This window comes from Curtobacterium sp. VKM Ac-1395, from assembly GCF_015350975.1.
Taxonomy (GTDB): domain Bacteria; phylum Actinomycetota; class Actinomycetes; order Actinomycetales; family Microbacteriaceae; genus Curtobacterium.
This window is the reverse complement of record NZ_JADKRX010000001.1, coordinates 40147-57880: the sequence shown is the minus strand read 5'-3', so window position 1 is coordinate 57880 and position 17734 is coordinate 40147. Positions and strand designations below refer to the sequence as shown.

General features: G+C 70.3%; 14 protein-coding genes. 7 read left to right on the top strand and 7 right to left on the bottom strand.

Annotated features, from left to right (window positions below; genetic code table 11):
- The first annotated feature begins 53 nt into the window (after positions 1 to 53).
- Complete coding sequence (locus ITJ68_RS00320) at positions 54 to 623, top strand: hypothetical protein (protein ID WP_194659386.1); 570 nt, start codon at positions 54 to 56, stop codon at positions 621 to 623.
- A 64-nt stretch (positions 624 to 687) separates the two neighbouring features.
- Here the strand turns inward: ITJ68_RS00320 and ITJ68_RS00315 are convergent, their stop codons facing one another.
- The 5 genes from ITJ68_RS00315 to ITJ68_RS00295 all read right to left on the bottom strand — a co-directional run bounded on the left by ITJ68_RS00315 (position 688) and on the right by ITJ68_RS00295 (position 4497).
- On the bottom strand, positions 688 to 1383 hold the full coding sequence (locus ITJ68_RS00315; RefSeq protein WP_194659385.1) for a CGNR zinc finger domain-containing protein: 696 nt from the start codon (positions 1381 to 1383) through the stop codon (positions 688 to 690).
- Between the two features lie 66 nt (positions 1384 to 1449).
- Positions 1450 to 1920, bottom strand: coding sequence for a SprT-like domain-containing protein (locus tag ITJ68_RS00310; RefSeq protein WP_194659384.1), 471 nt, complete (start codon positions 1918 to 1920; stop codon positions 1450 to 1452).
- Positions 1917 to 2756, bottom strand: coding sequence for a hypothetical protein (locus ITJ68_RS00305; protein WP_194659383.1), 840 nt, complete (start codon positions 2754 to 2756; stop codon positions 1917 to 1919). The genes ITJ68_RS00310 and ITJ68_RS00305 overlap by 4 nt, the downstream gene beginning before the upstream one ends.
- Positions 2757 to 2855: 99 nt before the next feature.
- Positions 2856 to 3557, bottom strand: coding sequence for a hypothetical protein (locus ITJ68_RS00300; protein WP_194659382.1), 702 nt, complete (start codon positions 3555 to 3557; stop codon positions 2856 to 2858).
- A gap of 97 nt (positions 3558 to 3654) precedes the next feature.
- Complete coding sequence (locus tag ITJ68_RS00295) at positions 3655 to 4497, bottom strand: spermidine synthase (RefSeq protein WP_071276808.1); 843 nt, start codon at positions 4495 to 4497, stop codon at positions 3655 to 3657.
- 131 nt (positions 4498 to 4628) lie between these two features.
- Here ITJ68_RS00295 and ITJ68_RS00290 point away from each other — a divergent pair, with 131 nt between their 5' ends.
- The 6 genes from ITJ68_RS00290 to ITJ68_RS00265 all read left to right on the top strand — a co-directional run bounded on the left by ITJ68_RS00290 (position 4629) and on the right by ITJ68_RS00265 (position 15652).
- The gene (locus tag ITJ68_RS00290; RefSeq protein ID WP_194659381.1) at positions 4629 to 5129 is read left to right on the top strand and encodes a hypothetical protein; all 501 of its coding nucleotides are present in this window, start codon (positions 4629 to 4631) and stop codon (positions 5127 to 5129) included.
- Positions 5126 to 6325: a sensor histidine kinase gene (locus ITJ68_RS19280; protein ID WP_194659380.1), complete on the top strand. Its 1200-nt coding sequence runs from the start codon at positions 5126 to 5128 to the stop codon at positions 6323 to 6325. Before ITJ68_RS00290 ends, ITJ68_RS19280 begins: the two co-directional genes overlap by 4 nt.
- The gene (locus ITJ68_RS00280; RefSeq protein WP_194659379.1) at positions 6322 to 6969 is read left to right on the top strand and encodes a response regulator; all 648 of its coding nucleotides are present in this window, start codon (positions 6322 to 6324) and stop codon (positions 6967 to 6969) included. Before ITJ68_RS19280 ends, ITJ68_RS00280 begins: the two co-directional genes overlap by 4 nt.
- 283 nt (positions 6970 to 7252) lie before the next feature.
- Positions 7253 to 7834 (top strand): hypothetical protein, encoded by a 582-nt coding sequence (locus tag ITJ68_RS00275; protein ID WP_194659378.1) that lies wholly within the window; start codon positions 7253 to 7255, stop codon positions 7832 to 7834.
- 397 nt (positions 7835 to 8231) lie between these two features.
- A complete protein-coding gene (gene rpoB, locus ITJ68_RS00270) occupies positions 8232 to 11723 on the top strand; it encodes a DNA-directed RNA polymerase subunit beta (protein ID WP_194659377.1) in 3492 nt (1163 codons plus the stop codon).
- Positions 11724 to 11770: 47 nt separating this feature from the next.
- Positions 11771 to 15652, top strand: a complete 3882-nt coding sequence (locus ITJ68_RS00265) for a DNA-directed RNA polymerase subunit beta' (RefSeq protein WP_194659376.1) — start codon at positions 11771 to 11773, stop codon at positions 15650 to 15652.
- Between the two features lie 109 nt (positions 15653 to 15761).
- Here the strand turns inward: ITJ68_RS00265 and ITJ68_RS00260 are convergent, their stop codons facing one another.
- Complete coding sequence (locus tag ITJ68_RS00260) at positions 15762 to 16862, bottom strand: hypothetical protein (RefSeq protein WP_194659375.1); 1101 nt, start codon at positions 16860 to 16862, stop codon at positions 15762 to 15764.
- 220 nt (positions 16863 to 17082) lie between these two features.
- On the bottom strand, positions 17083 to 17481 hold the full coding sequence (locus ITJ68_RS00255) for a VOC family protein (RefSeq protein ID WP_194659374.1): 399 nt from the start codon (positions 17479 to 17481) through the stop codon (positions 17083 to 17085).
- Positions 17482 to 17734: the final 253 nt, after the last annotated feature.

The following is a 17734-nucleotide window of genomic DNA, read 5'->3' as shown; positions in this document are numbered from 1 at the left end:
GCTCGTCGTCGAGGACGTGCCCCGGGCCTCCCGGCTGACTACGGTGGACGACCATGCAGGGGACCGCAGCACGACTGACCACGGCGGGTGCGCTCGCCGTCGCCGCCGCCATGACGCTCGCCGGGTGCGCCCAGGGCGGCCACGACATCGGTGACTCCGTGACCACGAAGCTCAACGGCTCCGCGTTCCACGGCCAGCTCGACATCCGGGCCACGAAGGTCGAGCGCGTGACCGCCCGGGCGATGGACCAGTTCGGGCTCGACCCGAAGGGGGACGACGCCTACCTCGCCCACTTCACCGTCCGGACCGAACGGGGCACCTTCGACACGGATGCCGTCGGTGACCTGGCCAACGACGCCTGGGGGCTCCGCGCCGACGACCGGCTGCAGGCCGGACCCGAGCTCGACGCGGCCGACCGGAACGCCGTCCTGCAGGACGCCTGCCCGTTCGACCGCTCCGCGATCGCCAAGGCCCTCACCTCCGACGGCACGGCCGACGTCTGTGCCGTCCTCCTCGCACCCGAGGGCAGCACCGTCGAGGCCGTCAGCTACCTGCGCGCCGCACCGGTCGACGAGGGCCTCGAGGGCGACGCGACGATCACCTGGCGCGCACCGGAGGCGTAGGCGGTCAGGCAGCCGCGCGACGGGTCAGGCGGCCGCGCGACGGGTCAGGCGGCCGCGCGACGGGTCAGGCGGCCGCGCGACGGGCGCGGTGTGCGCGGACCTTGGCGCGGTTGCCGCAGCGCTGCATCGCGCACCAGCGACGGGTGCCGCCGCGCGACGAGTCGTAGAACACCAGCCCGCAGTCCGGCGCCGAGCACCGGCTCAGCCGTGTGGGCCGGCCGTCGGCCTCGACGTCGTCGAAGCCGACCTCGGTGAACAGGGCGACGGCGTCGCGGGCGACGCTCGACAGGGCCTGGGTGAGCCGGACCCGGTTGGCGCCGGCGCGGCGTCGTCCACCCGGGAGGCTCGGCGGCACGTCCGGCAGGGCGGCGAACAGGTTGACGGTGTCGATGTCGTCCGGCGCGGGACGCGTCCTGCCCGTGCCGGCGCGGAGCCCGGCTGCCACGGCGGCCCGCTCCGCCGCCGACGGGGCCGGTCCCGGGGCAGCCGCGACCGCGAGGCGGCCGATCGCCGCGCGGAGGGCGCGGGCGTCCTGGAGCTCGCGGGCGTTCGCGCCGACGTCGATGGGCTCGGTGTGCTCGCTGAGCCACTCGTCGAGGTCGGCTGGCGTCATCAGGAGCTCGCCGAGCCGCGACCGGGGGCGGCGGCCGTCGGGGTCGTCGGCGAAGCCGCCGGTGTGCGCGAAGTCGAGCGCGATCCGTCCGGCGTCGAAGAACCACGACGAGCCCGAGTCCGTGCGGATGTGCTGCCCCGTGTGCATCGGGCCAGGCTAATGGGTGACCTGCGGATCGTGCTGCCGGGTCCGGAAGGGGTGCATCCGGCCGGGCTAATGGGTCGTCTGACGCTCCTGTTGGCGGGCCCAGGTGATCAGGTGGCGCTCGTCGAACCGGCGGGAGCACTTCGCACAGGCCAGGGGCCGGGTCGGTGTCCGGTAGCGGTAGTGCTCGTGGCCGGCGGGGCAGGTGCCCACCCACGGTGCGAGCTCGCTGGCGATCGGCCCGTCGTGCAGCCGCGACCCGGTGTACCCGATCGACCGGGCGGTCCGCCGCCAGGCTGGTCCGTGTCCGGCACGGGCCCCACTCAGCGCATGGGCGACCTCGTGCAGCAGCACCTGCTCGACGTCCTCGTCCGAGAACCGTGCCGCCAGGTGCCGACTGACCGTGATCCGGCGCTTGGCGAAGTCGCACTGGCCGGCACGGGTCTTCGCGTGGTCGAAGCCGAACGACCACGAGCCGCCGCCCAGGTGCAGGCGCAGCAGCTCCTCGGCCCGGTCCCGGACCTGGTCGAGCGAGGTCACCGGTCGGTGTCGGTGGGGCGCGCGCGGTCCGAGCGGCCGGTCAGCTTGCCCCAGATGCTGTCGCCTTCGGTGCGGGCCGCGTCGGGGGCGCCGAGGACCCGTCGACGGATCGGCGGCACCTCCTTCACCGGCTCGGCCACCCGGGTGACCGGGTCGGTCTCGCGGCGGGCAGCGAGCTCGCGTGCCGTCCGGGGACGGTCGGCGGCGTCGCGGTCCTGCGCGCCGGTCGTGGCGGGCTGGGCGATCGACGCACGCATGGCGGCCTCGACCGCGGTGCGCAGGGCGTCGGTGCGCTCGGACGGGGCACCGGCGGCGCGGAAGGCCTCGTACGAGCGGGCCAGGACTTCGCGGGCCTCGTCGAAACGGGAGAGCTCGAACAGGGACCAGCCCTCGATCTCGGCGGCGGCGCCCTCGAGCTCCGGCCACTCCTCGGTCGTGGCGGTGTCGCGCGCCATGGCGGCCTCGCTCGCGGCGCGCTCGTGCCGACCCAGGTCGTGCAGGACGTGCGCGCGGCGGATGCGGGCGGCGACCTTGTCGGAGCGCTCACCCGTGAACATCGTCAGGCGGAAGACCTCCTCGGCCAGGACGAGGGCCTCGTCGAGGCGGCCGAGCAGCCGCATCAGCTCGGCGCGCTCGGCGAGGGCGTCGGTGCTGCGGCTCTGGCCGAGGTCACGGAGGCGGTCCTGCACGGCCTGCACGTCCACGGCGGGGCGCAGACTGATGGGCGCGAAGGTGCTGCCGGGGCTGACGCTCGGGCTTCCGGGGGCCGCGTGACGCGGTTCCCGGGCGCGGTCGTCCCGGTCGAGGTGCTGGCGGTCTTCGGGCGGGTTGGACATCAGGGTCGAGGGTAACCGGGCTCACCCGGGAGTGACCGCTGCCACACGCCGAAGGCCCGCCTCGCGCAGTGCGGGACGGGCCTTCGAGGACGTGCCTGGTCAGGAGGCGGAGACCGCGATCCCGATGTAGACGACGAACGCCACGATGACGGCGACGACGGCCAGGATGACCGCGAAGACACCCCAGCGGCGGCCACGCTTCGTGGCGATCGCGACGATGCCCTGCACGATGCCCCACACGCCGAACAGCGTGGCGACCCACATGAAGACGCTGCCCACGGCGAACTGACCGCCGTTCGCGGAGTTCATCAGCGAGTCCTGGAGCTGCCGCTGGAGCTCCTGCTGGTCACTCGCGCTCCCGGTGCCACCGCTCTGCATGAGGTCGCGGATGACGCCGGTCGCACCGAGCGCGGTCCCGAGGACGTACCCGCCGATGACGCCGAGCACGAGCGCGATGACCGAGGCGACGAAGGCGATCCGGCCGACGGTCGGCTTCTTGGCGACGGATTCGTGATGCTGCTGCCACGCCGGGCCACCGGAGGACGCCGGGGCGGACCCGTACTGCTGCTGGTGGTGCTGCGGCTGGTGCTGCTGGCCACCCCACGAGGGGGCGTCCGACTGCTGGCCCTGCTGCTGCCCGTACTGGTCACCCTGCTGCTGCTGCTGGCCGTACTGCTGCCCGTACTGCTGGCCCTGCTGCTGGCCGTGCTGCTGCTGCTCGCCGTACTGCGGCGTCGAGTCCGGCGTGATGCGCTCGCCGTAGCGAGGCCGGTCGTCGTTGCTCCGGTCGTCGTTCGTCATGAGGGCTTCCCCGTCTCGTTCGGTCGCGCACCTGCGCGGTCGTCCAGCGTCCATCCTGGCAGCGCGACCGTCCCGTTGCCCGAGAGCGCCGTGCGGGTCACGCCCCGAAGACGGACCGGTTCGGCTCCGGCGACGCGACCGCCGTCGCGTCCGTGACGATGGGTGCCCCGGCGATGAACGCCCGGAGTTCGGCCCCGTGCACGACCTTCGCCGGCATCGGGTCCGAGGAGTACCGGCGCGGCATGTCGGCCACGGGCAGGTCCGTCGGCGAGCCGAGGAGCACGATGTTGCCGAAGCGCCGGCCCTTGAGCATGCCGGTGTCCGCCACCGCCGCGACCGAGGGCAGCACGGACTGCAGCGTCGACGCCTGACCACGGGCGAACGCGAGACCGGCACCGTCGGCGACGTTCACCGCGACGATCCCGGTGGGGGAGAGGAACGCGGCGACCTCCCGGTAGAACTCGACGCTCGTCACGTGCGCCGGGATCCGCGAACCACCGAAGACGTCCACGACGGCGAGGTCGACCGTGCCGTGCAGCCCGTTCGGCAGCTTGCCGAGGACCTCGCGGGCGTCGCCGTACCGCACGCGGATCGAGGCGCCGCGGGGGAACGGCAGCACCTCGCGCACCTGGTCGACGAGGTCACGCTCGAGCTCGACCACCTGCTGGCGGGAACCCGGCCGGGTCACCGCGACGTAGCGGGGGAGCGTGAGGGCGCCGGCGCCGAGGTGCAGCGCCGTGATCGGTCCGGGCGGCAGCAGGTCGATGGCGTGCCCGATCCGACGGATGTACTCGAACGCCAGGTGCGTCGGGTCCTCCAGGTCCACGTGGGACTGGGGCGTGCCGTCGACCACCAGCGTGAAGGACCCCGGCCGGTGCCGGTCGGGCTCGATCACCGAGAACCCCGCACCGAGCTTGAACCCGTCGAACGCATCACCCATGGGTCCATGGAACACCACCGGCATCACCACCCCGGTCACCACCCGTGGGTGGTGGGGCCGCGGACCCGTCCGTCGAAGGATGGGACCACCGGCCGGGAACCCCCGCCGGGCACTCGGGAAAGGCGCACACCATGTCGGCTCAACTCCTCGCGAACGTCGTCATCGGCCTGGCGCTCGTCGGCTTCCTCGCCTGGCGGCAGGCGACCTGGCAGTACCTCGACCCGGCACGCATCTGGCGCATGCCCCTCGTGATGGCCGGCGTCGGGATCGTCGTCCTCGCCCAGTCCACGGCGACGATCGGCACGACCGACGTCGTGTTCCTCGGCATCGAGGCGCTCGTGTCCGTCGGCCTCGGCCTCGCGATGGGCAGCCTGACCCGCTTCCGCACGGTCGGCACCCCGGACCACAAGGGCAGGACGCTGCAGTCCCGCACCGGTGCGGCCGGAGCCGTGCTGTGGATCGTGCTCATCGTCGTCCGGATCGGCATCGACGTCCTCGGCGGCCACCTCGGCGCGCACCTGCTCAGCTCGACCGGCGCGGTCCTGCTCATGCTCGCGGTCAACCGGGCCGCCCGGGCGCTCGTCGTCGACCAGCGCATCCCGTCCCGCCCCAGCGGCATGATGGTCCGGTGACCCTCCTCTCCGGTGTCGAACCGACCGACCTCGCCCGGGGCCGGTCGCGTTCGCGTCTCGGCTGGTGGCTCACCGCCGTCGGGGTCGTCGCCGTCGTGTTCTGGTTCGTCCACAACGGCCTCGCCCTGCACCACCCCGTGTGGGTGTGGGTCGTCGGGAGCGTGGCGCTCGCCGCCTGGGTCGCGCGTGAGGTCGTGCGGTCCGCCCGCGCCGGGTTCGCCGTCGCGGTGGTGATGGTCGCCGCCGGGGCCCTCGTCGTGGTGCCCACCGACGCGCTCCTGCTCGTGCCGGTCATCATTGGCATCGTCGCCCTGCAGGCCAGCGCCGACCTGCCCGTCTGGACCGGCACCGTCGCCGTGCTCGTCGCGATCGTCGAGATCGCCGGCGTCGCCACGCTCGAGCGGGCCCCCGTGGCGCTCGTCCTCGCCGCGTGCGGTGGGCTCGTGCTCGGCGTGCTCGTCGGCTTCAGCCGCCGCCAGGTCCGACTCACCGAGCTCCAGGCGCGCCAGGGGGAGCGGGACCAGCAGCGTGCCGAGCTCCTGGCCGACCGGTCCCGGGCGGCCAGGGACGTCCACGACGTCCTCGCGCACTCCCTCGGCGGGCTCGTGCTGCAGCTGGACGCCGTCGAGGCCCTGCTCGAGGCCGGCCGTGTCGACGACGCCGCCCGCCGAGCCGTTGACGCCCGCACCCTCGCCGCCGACGGCCTCGCGGAGGCGCGCCGCGCGGTCCGCGCCCTGCGCGAAGACGACCCGGAACCCGCCGCGGCCGACGTGTCGGAGCCGCACCGAGCCTCCCGGCCGCAGGCGACCACCGCCACCGGCCTCGCGCCCCTCGTCGACGCGCACCGGTCGTTCGGCGGCGCGGTGCACGTCGACGGCGACCTCACCCTCGCCGGACTCGACCCGGCCCACCGTGCCGCCGTGGTCGCCGCCACCCGCGAGGCCCTCAGCAACGCCCGCCGCCACGCACCCGGCCGCCCGGTCACGCTCACCGTCGAGCGGACCGGACCCGCCGGCCCCGTCGACGTCGTCGTCACGAACCCGCTGGCGGACCCGGGGCACGGGCTCGTCGGCATGCGGGAGCGCTTCGCCGAACTCGACGACGACGCCACGATCCGTGCCGAGCGCACCGACGACGCGTTCGTCGTCGCGATGCACCTGCCCGCGTCGCGGTCCGGGACCGAGGCGAGCGCGTGAGCATCCGCGTGCTCGTCGTCGACGACCAGGCCATCGTCCGCGACGGTCTGGTGACGGTGCTGTCGCTCGTGCCGGACCTCGAGGTCGTCGGCGAGGCCGCCGACGGTGCCGAGGCCGTCGCCCTCGTGGCGGAGCACTCGCCGGACGTCGTCCTCATGGACCTGCGCATGCCGGTGGTCGACGGCCCGACCGCCACGGCGCAGATCACGGCGGCGCACCCAGAGGTCGCGGTCCTGGTGCTGACGACGTTCGCCGACGACGACTCGATCGTGACCGCCCTCCGCGCCGGTGCCCGCGGCTACCTGACGAAGGACGCGGGCCGCGTGGAGATCGCCACCGCCATCCGGGCCGTCGCTTCGGGGCAGTCGACCTTCGACGCCGCGGTCGGGGCCCGACTCATCGCGGCGCTCGGGAGTCCGACGCTCTCGACACCCCCGACGCCGGTGTCGGTCCGCGAGCGCTTCCCCGACCTCACCCCACGCGAGGCCGACGTGCTCGAGCGCATCGCGGACGGCCGGACGAACCCCGAGATCGCCGCGGAGCTGTTCCTGACCGTGCCGACCGTCAAGTCGTACGTGAACCAGTTGTTCCAGAAGCTCGGGGTCAGGTCCCGCGCGGAGGCCGTCGCCCTCGTCCTGCGCTGACGCGTCCCCCGCTCTGGGGTGAATGCGTACACATGAACGGACAGTGAACGCCAAGGCACGCGACGTACCGTCGACGGGTCGTCCGCCGAGCGCGTCGACCTCCGGAGCCCGCGTGCTCCTGGCGGGTCCGCATCCGGCAGACCGTGGCGCGCACCCCCACTGCCGCCACCCACGGGTCGCACCGCAGCGCCCGCGCCGTCGGCGTGCGCCAGTGCGCTCCGACCTCGAACACACCGCGTCCGGAGTGCCCCACGCCCTGGACCGCCTGCACCAGGAGACCCACTTGTCCGCCGACACCATGAGCATCCAGACGCCCCGCCGCGTCACCGCGAGCCGATCGACGGGGGCGAGCGGAGCCTCCCGTCCGTTCCATGCCGACCGTGAAGCGGCGCCGCTCTGGATGCGGACGATCGGCGCAGCGCTCCTCGGGGCGGGAACCGCCCTGTCGGCGGCCGTCCTCGCCTGGCCGGGGGATGCGCCGGAGATCGCGCTCCTGGTACCGGGCGTCCTCGGCATGGCCGTCGGTCTGCTGCTCCTGCTCGCCCGTGCCGGGTTCACCGTCACCGAGCGGCACGTCACGCTGCACTTCCGTCCGTTGCCGCCCCGCCGGATCCCACGGAGCCGGATCGTCCAGGCGCGCCTGGTCGAGGCCGACGCGACCACCTTCGGCGGCATCGGTCTGCGCATCGGCCGCGGGGTCCGGGCGCTCCTGCTGACACCGGGTCTCGGCATCGAGCTGACCGACGACCGAGGGCGGACCACCTTCGTCCGGACCCGTCGTCCGGAGGACGCGTTCCGTGCGCTGGCCGGTCTGACCGGTCAGCCGGGAGGCCCGGTGCGCGCCGAGCGCGAACGCCTCGGCTGAGGGGCTGGTCGCCTCCGGATCCGCGGCGGGACGGCGATCGCGGGGGAGTGGCCGGCGGGAGCAGTGACCCGGCCATCGTGCTTATACACGGCTCTGGCGAACTTGGTCAAGCCAGGACTGGACAGCACGTGCGACCACTGCATATGATGACTGTTCGCGCTCCCTGGCATCCGCGTCGTCATATTGCGGTCGACCGAAAGTCCTCGAAGGACTCCGCCTGGTGCAGCCGGACCCGCACATGTCGGCAGGTCCCGCTCACCCAGATCATCGCACATGCAACGCCTTCACTCGGATGGTGCATGACCGCGTGTTCTCGTGGGGTCGTCGGCGTTCAATCCACTCACCTACATGCTGCCCGTCAGTATCGGCCCGACGGGGCCAACCGGAGGTCAAACCCTTGGCTGCTGCGCTCAACGCATCCACCAACACCCCCAAGAACGGTCGCAACCACTCGCGACTCTCGTTCGCCAAGATCACGGACACCCTCACGGTTCCTGATCTGCTCGCTCTCCAGACGGAGAGCTTCGACTGGCTCGTCGGCAACGACGTCTGGAAGGCCCGACTGGCCGAGGGGCAGGAGCAGGGTCGTACCGACCTCGCGCTGCACTCCGGCCTCGAGGAGATCTTCGAGGAGATCTCCCCGATCGAGGACCTCGGCGAGACGATGCAGCTCTCGTTCACGTCCCCGGAGCTCGAGGACCCCAAGTACTCGATCGACGACTGCAAGGAACGCGGCAAGACCTACGCCGCCCCGCTGTACGTCAACGCCGAGTTCATGAACCACATGACCGGTGAGATCAAGACGCAGACGGTCTTCATGGGCGACTTCCCGCTCATGACCGAGCGCGGCACGTTCATCATCAACGGCACCGAGCGCGTCGTCGTCTCGCAGCTCGTCCGCTCGCCGGGCGTGTACTTCGAGCGCCAGCAGGAGAAGACGTCCGACAAGGACATCTACTCGGCTCGCGTCATCCCGTCGCGCGGTGCCTGGCTCGAGTTCGAGATCGACAAGCGCGACCAGGTGGGCGTGCGCATCGACCGCAAGCGCAAGCAGTCGGTCACGGTCTTCCTCAAGGCGCTCGGCATGACGAGCGAGGAGATCCTCGAGGAGTTCCAGGGCTTCGCCTCCATCGAGTCGACCCTCGAGAAGGACGCCATCCTCACGAAGGAAGAGGCGCTCAAGGACATCTACCGCAAGCTGCGCCCGGGCGAGCAGGTCGCTGCCGAGGCCGCGCGTGCGCTCCTCGACAACTTCTACTTCAACTCCAAGCGCTACGACCTGGCGAAGGTGGGCCGGTACAAGCTCAACCGCAAGCTCGGCATCGACGCGCAGCTGAGCGACTCGGTCCTGACCGTGCAGGACATCGTCCGCACGATCAAGTACCTCGTCTCCCTGCACGCCGAGAAGACGAACCTCGACGGCGTCCGCGACGGCGAGCCGGTGCAGCTGCGCCTCGACGTGGACGACATCGACCACTTCGGCAACCGTCGCATCCGCGCCGTCGGCGAGCTCATCCAGAACCAGGTCCGCACGGGCCTGTCCCGCATGGAGCGCGTCGTCCGCGAGCGCATGACCACGCAGGACATCGAGGCCATCACCCCGCAGACCCTGATCAACGTGCGCCCCGTCGTCGCCGCGATCAAGGAGTTCTTCGGCACCTCGCAGCTGTCGCAGTTCATGGACCAGAACAACCCGCTCGCGGGCCTGACGCACAAGCGGCGTCTGTCGGCCCTCGGCCCGGGTGGTCTGTCCCGTGAGCGTGCCGGCGTCGAGGTCCGTGACGTCCACCCGTCGCACTACGGCCGCATGTGCCCGATCGAGACCCCGGAAGGCCCGAACATCGGCCTGATCGGCTCGCTCGCGTCCTTCGGTCGGATCAACTCGTTCGGCTTCATCGAGACCCCGTACCGTCGCGTCGTCGACGGCGAGGTCACGAAGACCATCGACTACCTGACCGCTTCGGAAGAGGACGAGTTCGTCGTCGCGCAGGCCAACGCCCCGCTGACGAACGACTTCCACTTCGCCGACGACAAGGTGCTCGTCCGCAAGAAGGGCGGCGAGGTCGAGCTCGTCGGCCGCGGCGAGGTCGACTACATGGACGTCTCCCCGCGCCAGATGGTGTCGGTCGCGACGTCGCTCATCCCGTTCCTCGAGCACGACGACGCGAACCGCGCCCTCATGGGTGCGAACATGCAGCGCCAGGCCGTGCCGCTCCTCCGCTCCGAGTCGCCGCTCGTCGGCACCGGCATGGAGGGCTACACCGCCATCGACGCCGGCGACGTGATCATCGCCGACAAGGCCGGTGTCGTCTCCGAGGTCTCGGCCGACGCCGTGACCCTGCAGCTCGACGACGGCGGCACGCAGTCGTTCTACCTGCGCAAGTTCGACCGCTCGAACCAGGGCACCAGCTACAACCACCGCGTGATCGTCAGCGCCGGTGAGCGTGTGGAGCAGGGCGAGGTCATCGCCGACGGCCCCGCGACGGAGAACGGCGAGCTCGCGCTCGGCAAGAACCTCCTCGTCGCGTTCATGCCGTGGGAGGGCTACAACTACGAGGACGCGATGATCCTGTCGCAGAACCTCGTGAAGGACGACACCCTCTCCTCGATCCACATCGAGGAGTACGAGGTCGACGCCCGCGACACCAAGCTCGGCAAGGAAGAGATCACCCGCGACCTGCCGAACGTCAGCCCGGACCTCCTCGCCGACCTCGACGAGCGCGGCATCATCCGCATCGGTGCCGAGGTCCGCCCCGGCGACATCCTGGTCGGCAAGGTCACGCCGAAGGGCGAGACCGAGCTCTCCGCCGAGGAGCGCCTGCTCCGCGCGATCTTCAACGAGAAGTCGCGCGAGGTGCGCGACACCTCGCTGAAGGTGCCCCACGGTGAAGAGGGCACGATCATCGGCGTCAAGGTGTTCGACTCGCAGGACGGCGACGACGAGCTCGGCTCGGGCGTCAACCAGCGCGTGGTCGTCTACATCGCCCAGAAGCGCAAGATCACCGCGGGCGACAAGCTCGCCGGTCGTCACGGCAACAAGGGCGTCATCTCGACGATCCTGCCGGTCGAGGACATGCCGTTCCTGGCGGACGGCACCCCGGTCGACATCGTGCTGAACCCGCTCGGCGTCCCCGGTCGCATGAACTTCGGCCAGGTGCTCGAGATCCACCTCGGGTGGCTCGCGAAGCAGGGCTGGAAGGTCGACGGCATCCAGGAGTGGGCTTCGGCTCTCCCCGAGGCTGCCCACAGCGCCGAGCCCGGCACCAAGGTCGCGACCCCGGTGTTCGACGGCGCCTACGAGCGCGAGATCGAGGGCCTCCTCGACTCGACGCTCCCGAACCGTGACGGCGAGCGTCTGATCGGTTCCTCCGGCAAGGCCCAGCTCTTCGACGGCCGCTCCGGCGAGCCGTTCCCGGAGCCCGTGTCGGTCGGGTACATGTACATCCTGAAGCTCCACCACCTGGTCGACGACAAGATCCACGCCCGTTCGACCGGTCCGTACTCGATGATCACGCAGCAGCCGCTGGGTGGTAAGGCGCAGTTCGGTGGACAGCGTTTCGGCGAGATGGAGGTGTGGGCGCTCGAGGCATACGGCGCGGCCTACGCCCTCCAGGAGCTCCTGACGATCAAGTCCGACGACATCCTCGGCCGCGTGAAGGTCTACGAGGCGATCGTCAAGGGCGAGAACATCCAGGAGCCCGGCATCCCGGAGAGCTTCAAGGTCCTCATGAAGGAGATGCAGTCGCTCTGCCTGAACGTCGAGGTCCTCTCGGCCGACGGCCAGGCGGTCAGCCTCCGCGACACGGACGACGAGGTCTTCCGTGCCGCTGAAGAGCTCGGCATCAACATCTCCTCGCGGTTCGAGTCGTCCTCCGTCGACGACATCTGATCCCGCCCCGCCCGACAACGTTTCGAATTCAGCAAGAGAGAAGAACATTGCTCGAAGCAACTTCCTTTGACGCACTGCGGATCGGCCTCGCCACGGCCGAGGACATCCGCCAGTGGTCGTACGGCGAGGTCAAGAAGCCGGAGACCATCAACTACCGCACCCTGAAGCCCGAGAAGGACGGTCTGTTCGGCGAACAGATCTTCGGTCCTTCCCGCGACTGGGAGTGCGCCTGCGGCAAGTACAAGCGAGTCCGGTTCAAGGGCATCGTCTGCGAGCGCTGCGGCGTCGAGGTCACCAAGTCCTCGGTCCGTCGTGAGCGCATGGGCCACATCGAGCTCGCCGCACCCGTCACGCACATCTGGTACTTCAAGGGCGTCCCGTCGCGCCTGGGCTACCTGCTGGACATGGCGCCGAAGGACCTCGAGAAGGTCATCTACTTCGCCGCGTACATGATCATCAGCATCGACGAAGAGGGCCGGCACGCTGACATGCCGGGTCTCGAGAACGAGATGCGCCTCGAGATCAAGAACCTCGAGAACCAGCGCGACTCGATCATCGCCGACCGCCTCAAGAAGCTCGAGGACGACCTCGCAGCGCTCGAGGAAGAGGGCGCCAAGGCCGACATCAAGCGCCGGACCAAGGACACCGCCGAGAAGGAGATGGCCCAGGTCCGCAAGTCCTTCGACGAGGACATCACCCGTCTCGAGCGTGTGTGGGAGGACTTCCGCAACCTCAAGGTGGGCGACCTCAAGCCCGAGGACGCCGTCTTCCACGAGCTGCAGGACCGCTTCGGGATCTACTTCGACGCCTACATGGGCGCCGAGGCGATCAAGCTGCGGCTCGAGGCCTTCGACCTGACCGCCGAGGCCGAGGCACTGCGTCTGCAGATCGCCGAGGGCAAGGGCCAGAAGAAGATCCGTGCGATCAAGCGTCTGCGCGTCGTCAGCTCCTTCCTCGCCACCGGCAACTCGCCGGCAGCGATGGTGCTCGGCGTCGTGCCGGTCATCCCGCCGGAGCTCCGCCCGATGGTGCAGCTCGACGGTGGCCGTTTCGCCACGTCGGACCTCAACGACCTCTACCGTCGTGTGATCAACCGCAACAACCGTCTCCGCCGCCTGCTCGACCTCGGTGCCCCCGAGATCATCGTGAACAACGAGAAGCGCATGCTGCAGGAAGCGGTCGACGCGCTGTTCGACAACGGTCGTCGTGGACGTCCGGTCACGGGTACCGGCAACCGCGCCCTGAAGTCCCTGAGCGACATGCTCAAGGGCAAGCAGGGTCGTTTCCGCCAGAACCTGCTCGGCAAGCGCGTGGACTACTCGGGCCGTTCAGTCATCATCGTCGGCCCGCAGCTCAAGCTGCACCAGTGCGGTCTGCCCAAGCAGATGGCGCTCGAGCTGTTCAAGCCGTTCGTCATCAAGCGCCTGATCGACCTGTCGCACGCGCAGAACATCAAGTCGGCCAAGCGCATGGTCGAGCGTTCGCGCCCGCAGGTGTGGGACGTGCTCGAGGAGATCATCCGCGAGCGCCCCGTGCTGCTGAACCGTGCGCCGACGCTCCACCGTCTGGGCATCCAGGCGTTCGAGCCGCAGCTCGTCGAGGGCAAGGCCATCCAGCTCCACCCGCTCGTCTGTGCTGCGTTCAACGCGGACTTCGACGGCGACCAGATGGCCGTGCACCTGCCGCTGTCGGTCGAGGCCCAGGCCGAGGCCCGCATCCTGATGCTCGCCTCGAACAACATCCTGAAGCCGTCCGACGGCCGCCCGGTGACCCTGCCCGCACAGGACATGATCATCGGTCTGCACCACCTGACGACCGTCCGCGAGGGCGCCGTCGGTGAGGGCCGTTCGTTCTCCTCGGTCGCCGAGGCGATCATGGCGAAGGACCAGAACACGCTGCACCTGAACGCGACCGTGAAGATCCGCATGTCGGGTGTCCACTTCGCCGAGGGTGAAGCGCCCGAGGGCTACGAGGTGGGTCAGACGATCCTGCTCGAGACCACCCTCGGTCGCGCGCTGTTCAACGAGACCCTGCCGGCGGACTACCCGTTCGTCCAGAAGGTCACCGACAAGGGCACGCTCTCCGCGATCGTCAACGACCTCGCCGAGCGCTACTCCAAGACCGAGACGGCCGCTGCGCTGGACCGGATCAAGGACGCCGGCTTCTACTGGGGCACGCGCTCCGGTGTGACCGTCGCACTGTCGGACGTCGTGACGCCTCCTCGCAAGAAGGAGATCATCGCGGGCTACGAGATCCAGGCCGCCAAGGTGCAGGGCGAGTTCGACAAGGGTCTGATCACCGACTCCGAGCGTCGCGCCGACCTGATCAAGATCTGGACCGAGGCCACCAACGAGATCGCCCAGGAGATGCGGGACAACTTCCCCATCGACAACACGATCAACCGCATGGTGTCCTCCGGCGCCCGAGGCAACTGGCTGCAGGTCCGCAACATCGCCGGTATGCGTGGTCTGGTGAACAACCCGAAGGGCGAGATCATCGCCCGCCCGATCATCAACTCGTACCGCGAGGGCCTGACCGTGGCGGAGTACTTCATCGCCACCCACGGTGCTCGCAAGGGTCTTGCCGACACCGCGCTGCGCACCGCGGACTCCGGGTACCTCACCCGTCGTCTCGTGGACGTCTCGCAGGACGTCATCATCCGCGAGGACGACTGCGGCACGACGCGTGGCCTCGAGCTGCCGATCGCGACCGTGGACGCTGACGGCAAGCTCGTCCGCGACCCCCGCGTCGAGAACACCGTGTACTCCCGCACCCTCGCCACCGCGGCGTCGGACGCGTCGGGCACGGTCGTCGCCGAGGGTGGCGAGGACGTCGGTGACGTCCTGCTGGACACGCTGCTCGCTGCCGGTGTCGAGAGCATCAAGGTGCGCTCGGTCCTGACCTGCGAGTCGGCCGTCGGTGTCTGCGCGCAGTGCTACGGCCGGTCGCTCGCCACGGGCAACCTCGTCGACATCGGCGAGGCGGTCGGCATCATCGCCGCCCAGTCCATCGGTGAGCCCGGTACCCAGCTGACGATGCGTACCTTCCACACGGGTGGTTCGGCCTCGGCCGACGACATCACCCAGGGTCTGCCCCGTGTCACCGAGCTCTTCGAAGCTCGTACCCCCAAGGGCGCGTCCCCGATCGCCGAGGCCCCCGGCCGCGTCGTCGTCGAGGACACGGACAAGGGTCGTCGGATCATCCTGACGCCGGACAACGGCGACGAGCCGTTCATCTACCCGGTGCTCAAGCGTGCGACGCTCCTCATCGAGGACAACCAGCACGTCGAGCTCGGCGAGCAGTTCATCGCCGGCACCGTCGACCCGAAGGAAGTCCTCCGGGTCAAGGGTGTCCGAGAGGTCCAGAAGCACCTGGTCAACGGTGTGCAGGACGTCTACGGCTCGCAGGGTGTGCCGATCCACGACAAGCACATCGAGGTCATCGTCCGTCAGATGCTCCGCAAGGTGACGGTCGTCGACCACGCCGACACGGACCTGCTGCCGGGTGAGCTCGTCGACCGGTCGCGCTACAACGCGATCAACCGTGCGGCGCTGCAGGAGGGTCGCAAGACCGCCTCGGCTCGCCAGGAGGTCATGGGCATCACGAAGGCGTCCCTCGCGACCGAGTCGTGGCTGTCCGCCGCGTCCTTCCAGGAGACCACCCGCGTGCTCACGCAGGCGGCCATGGAGGGCAAGCAGGACCACCTCGTCGGCCTCAAGGAGAACGTCATCATCGGCAAGCTCATCCCCGCGGGGACGGGTCTCAGCCGGTACCGCGACGTGGACGTGAACGCGACGGAAGAGGCGAAGGCAGAGCGGTACCCCAACCGCATCTTCGCTGACGACTCGTCGTTCTCGGACGCCGACCTGAGCTTCGTCGACTTCGACAGCTTCTCGTCGGACGACTTCACGCCGGGTACCTACAACTGAGCAGGCGCAGGCGGCTGGACACCAGCCACCTGAGCCGGTCGGTCTGACGGAAGGGCCCCGCATCCACCTGGATGCGGGGCCCTTCCTGCGTCCGAGCGCCGTGTGCCGGTCAGCGGTAGGTCACCGTGGCACTGCCGAGTGGGCCGTCGTCGCCAGTCGCCGAGACCGTCACGGAGCCGCCGGTCATGCGTCGCGGGTCGAGGGTCACGCGCCACGTCGAGCTCCCCGGGACCGGCGGCTCGACGCGGTTGCCGTCGGCGTCCGTCACCGGGGTGCCGTCCCCGTCCGTGAAGGACAGGCGCGCGCCGGGTTCGGCGGAACCGGTGAGCACGAGCCGGGTCGGCGTGGACGAGGCCACCGAGGCGGTCACCGGGAACGGGATGGTCGCGCCGGTGGTGGTCGAACCGACCAGCCGCCCGCCGTCGAACACCTGCGCGACGATCCCCATGAAGCGCGTGCCGGCCGCGGGGTACTCGAGGTCAGCGCTCCAGGTGCCGTCCACGTTCGCGGCCCAGTCCTCTCCTGTGGTCAGTGCCCACGGGGCATCGGACTCGTCGACGAAGCGCATCTCGGTGGCGACGGGTCCTCGGCCCTCGACGTGCACCGTCCGGCCGATCGGGTCGACGGAGATCGTGTCGACGACGGGGAACGGCTCGAGCTTCGCGGAGGAGTTCACCCGGAGTTGCTCGGCACCGTCGAAGTGCTCCGTCGTGGTGACGGTGTGCTCTCCGAACGGCACGCCCGTGACCCGGTGGGCGAAGGCGCCGTCGCGGTCCGTGGTGGTGGTGCCGACGCGGTTGCCGTCGACCGCGAGCTCGATCTGCGCGTTCGGCTCGAGTCCGGCGCCCGTGACGCGGAGCGCTCGGCGCCAGTTGTCGCGCAGCACCCCGATCGTGGTGAAGCTCACCCGGTGGGTCGTCGCGCGCAGGGTGGAGGCGGGGGACCCGATGGAGTCCGCAACGCGGAAGGTGTGTGCTCCGAAGCCGTCGACGTGGGCGGTGGTCCGCCAGGACCCGTCGGGGTCGACCCGAGCATCGACGGGGGCGCCGTCCGAGGGTGTGACGGACACCAGGTCACCCGGGTCGCCGGTGCCGGTGATGGTCACGTCCCCGGCGTTGTGCACGATCGCCGCCACCCGTGCCGTGAACCCCGCTGCCTGTGCCGGGGCTGCCATCCCGACGGCTCCGAGCGCGACGGAGGCAACGAGCACGACGCTCGCAATCGTTCGCCGTGTCACATGTGAAATCCGTGTGTTCTGCATGACCGCCATCGTGGCAGCGCCCAGCGCCGAGCGTCCAGCCCGGAAACGAACTGTTGACAACCGTGCTGCAACGCGGAACGGCGCGGTGCTGTGAAGGGATGACCACCGGTCTGGAGGCACGGTGCGGGCCCGCACCGTGCCTCCGGACCGGTGGTGGACGCGGTGCGCGCTAGAGCGAACGGCCGGCGTCGCTGTCCTGGCCGCCGTGCCCACGTCCCGTCTCGTCGGCGAGGGAGTACAGGCTGAGGACGTTGCCGTCGGGGTCGTGGACGTCGAACCAGTCGACGGCTCCGTCGACGTGCTCGACCGGCCCGACGTCGATGCCCAGGGCGGCGATCCTGCGGTGCTGTGCGGCCACGTCGTCGACGCCGAAGCGCACCAGGACGGCGTTCTCCTCGGCACCCGCGTCCTCGACGAGCTGGATCCAGATCCCGCCGATCTCGTACTCCGCGACGCCCTCGGCGGGCTCGAGGTCGGGGTCGACCCGCTCGAACACGGCGCCGTACCAGAGGCAGGACGCCTCGAGGTCGGTGACGGGCAGGCCCACGGTCACGCTCGTGATCTCCATGACTCATCATGTCCTCTGGGTGCTCGCCCCGTCGAGGGGATCTGCGCGCCGTGCTCGTGTCGGTCCCGTTTGTCAGGTGTTCCTCCACAGGTGCCGTCACGGGCCGAACTGTCCACGCACCCCTGTTCTGGGTGCACCGAGGCACCCTCGCCCCCTCATTCTGGGACTGCGGCACCGACCGGTGCCGGACGTAGCGTTGACGAGCGCCGAGCCCCCTGGACGGCGCTTCGACCCCACCCGCTTGCGCGCGACA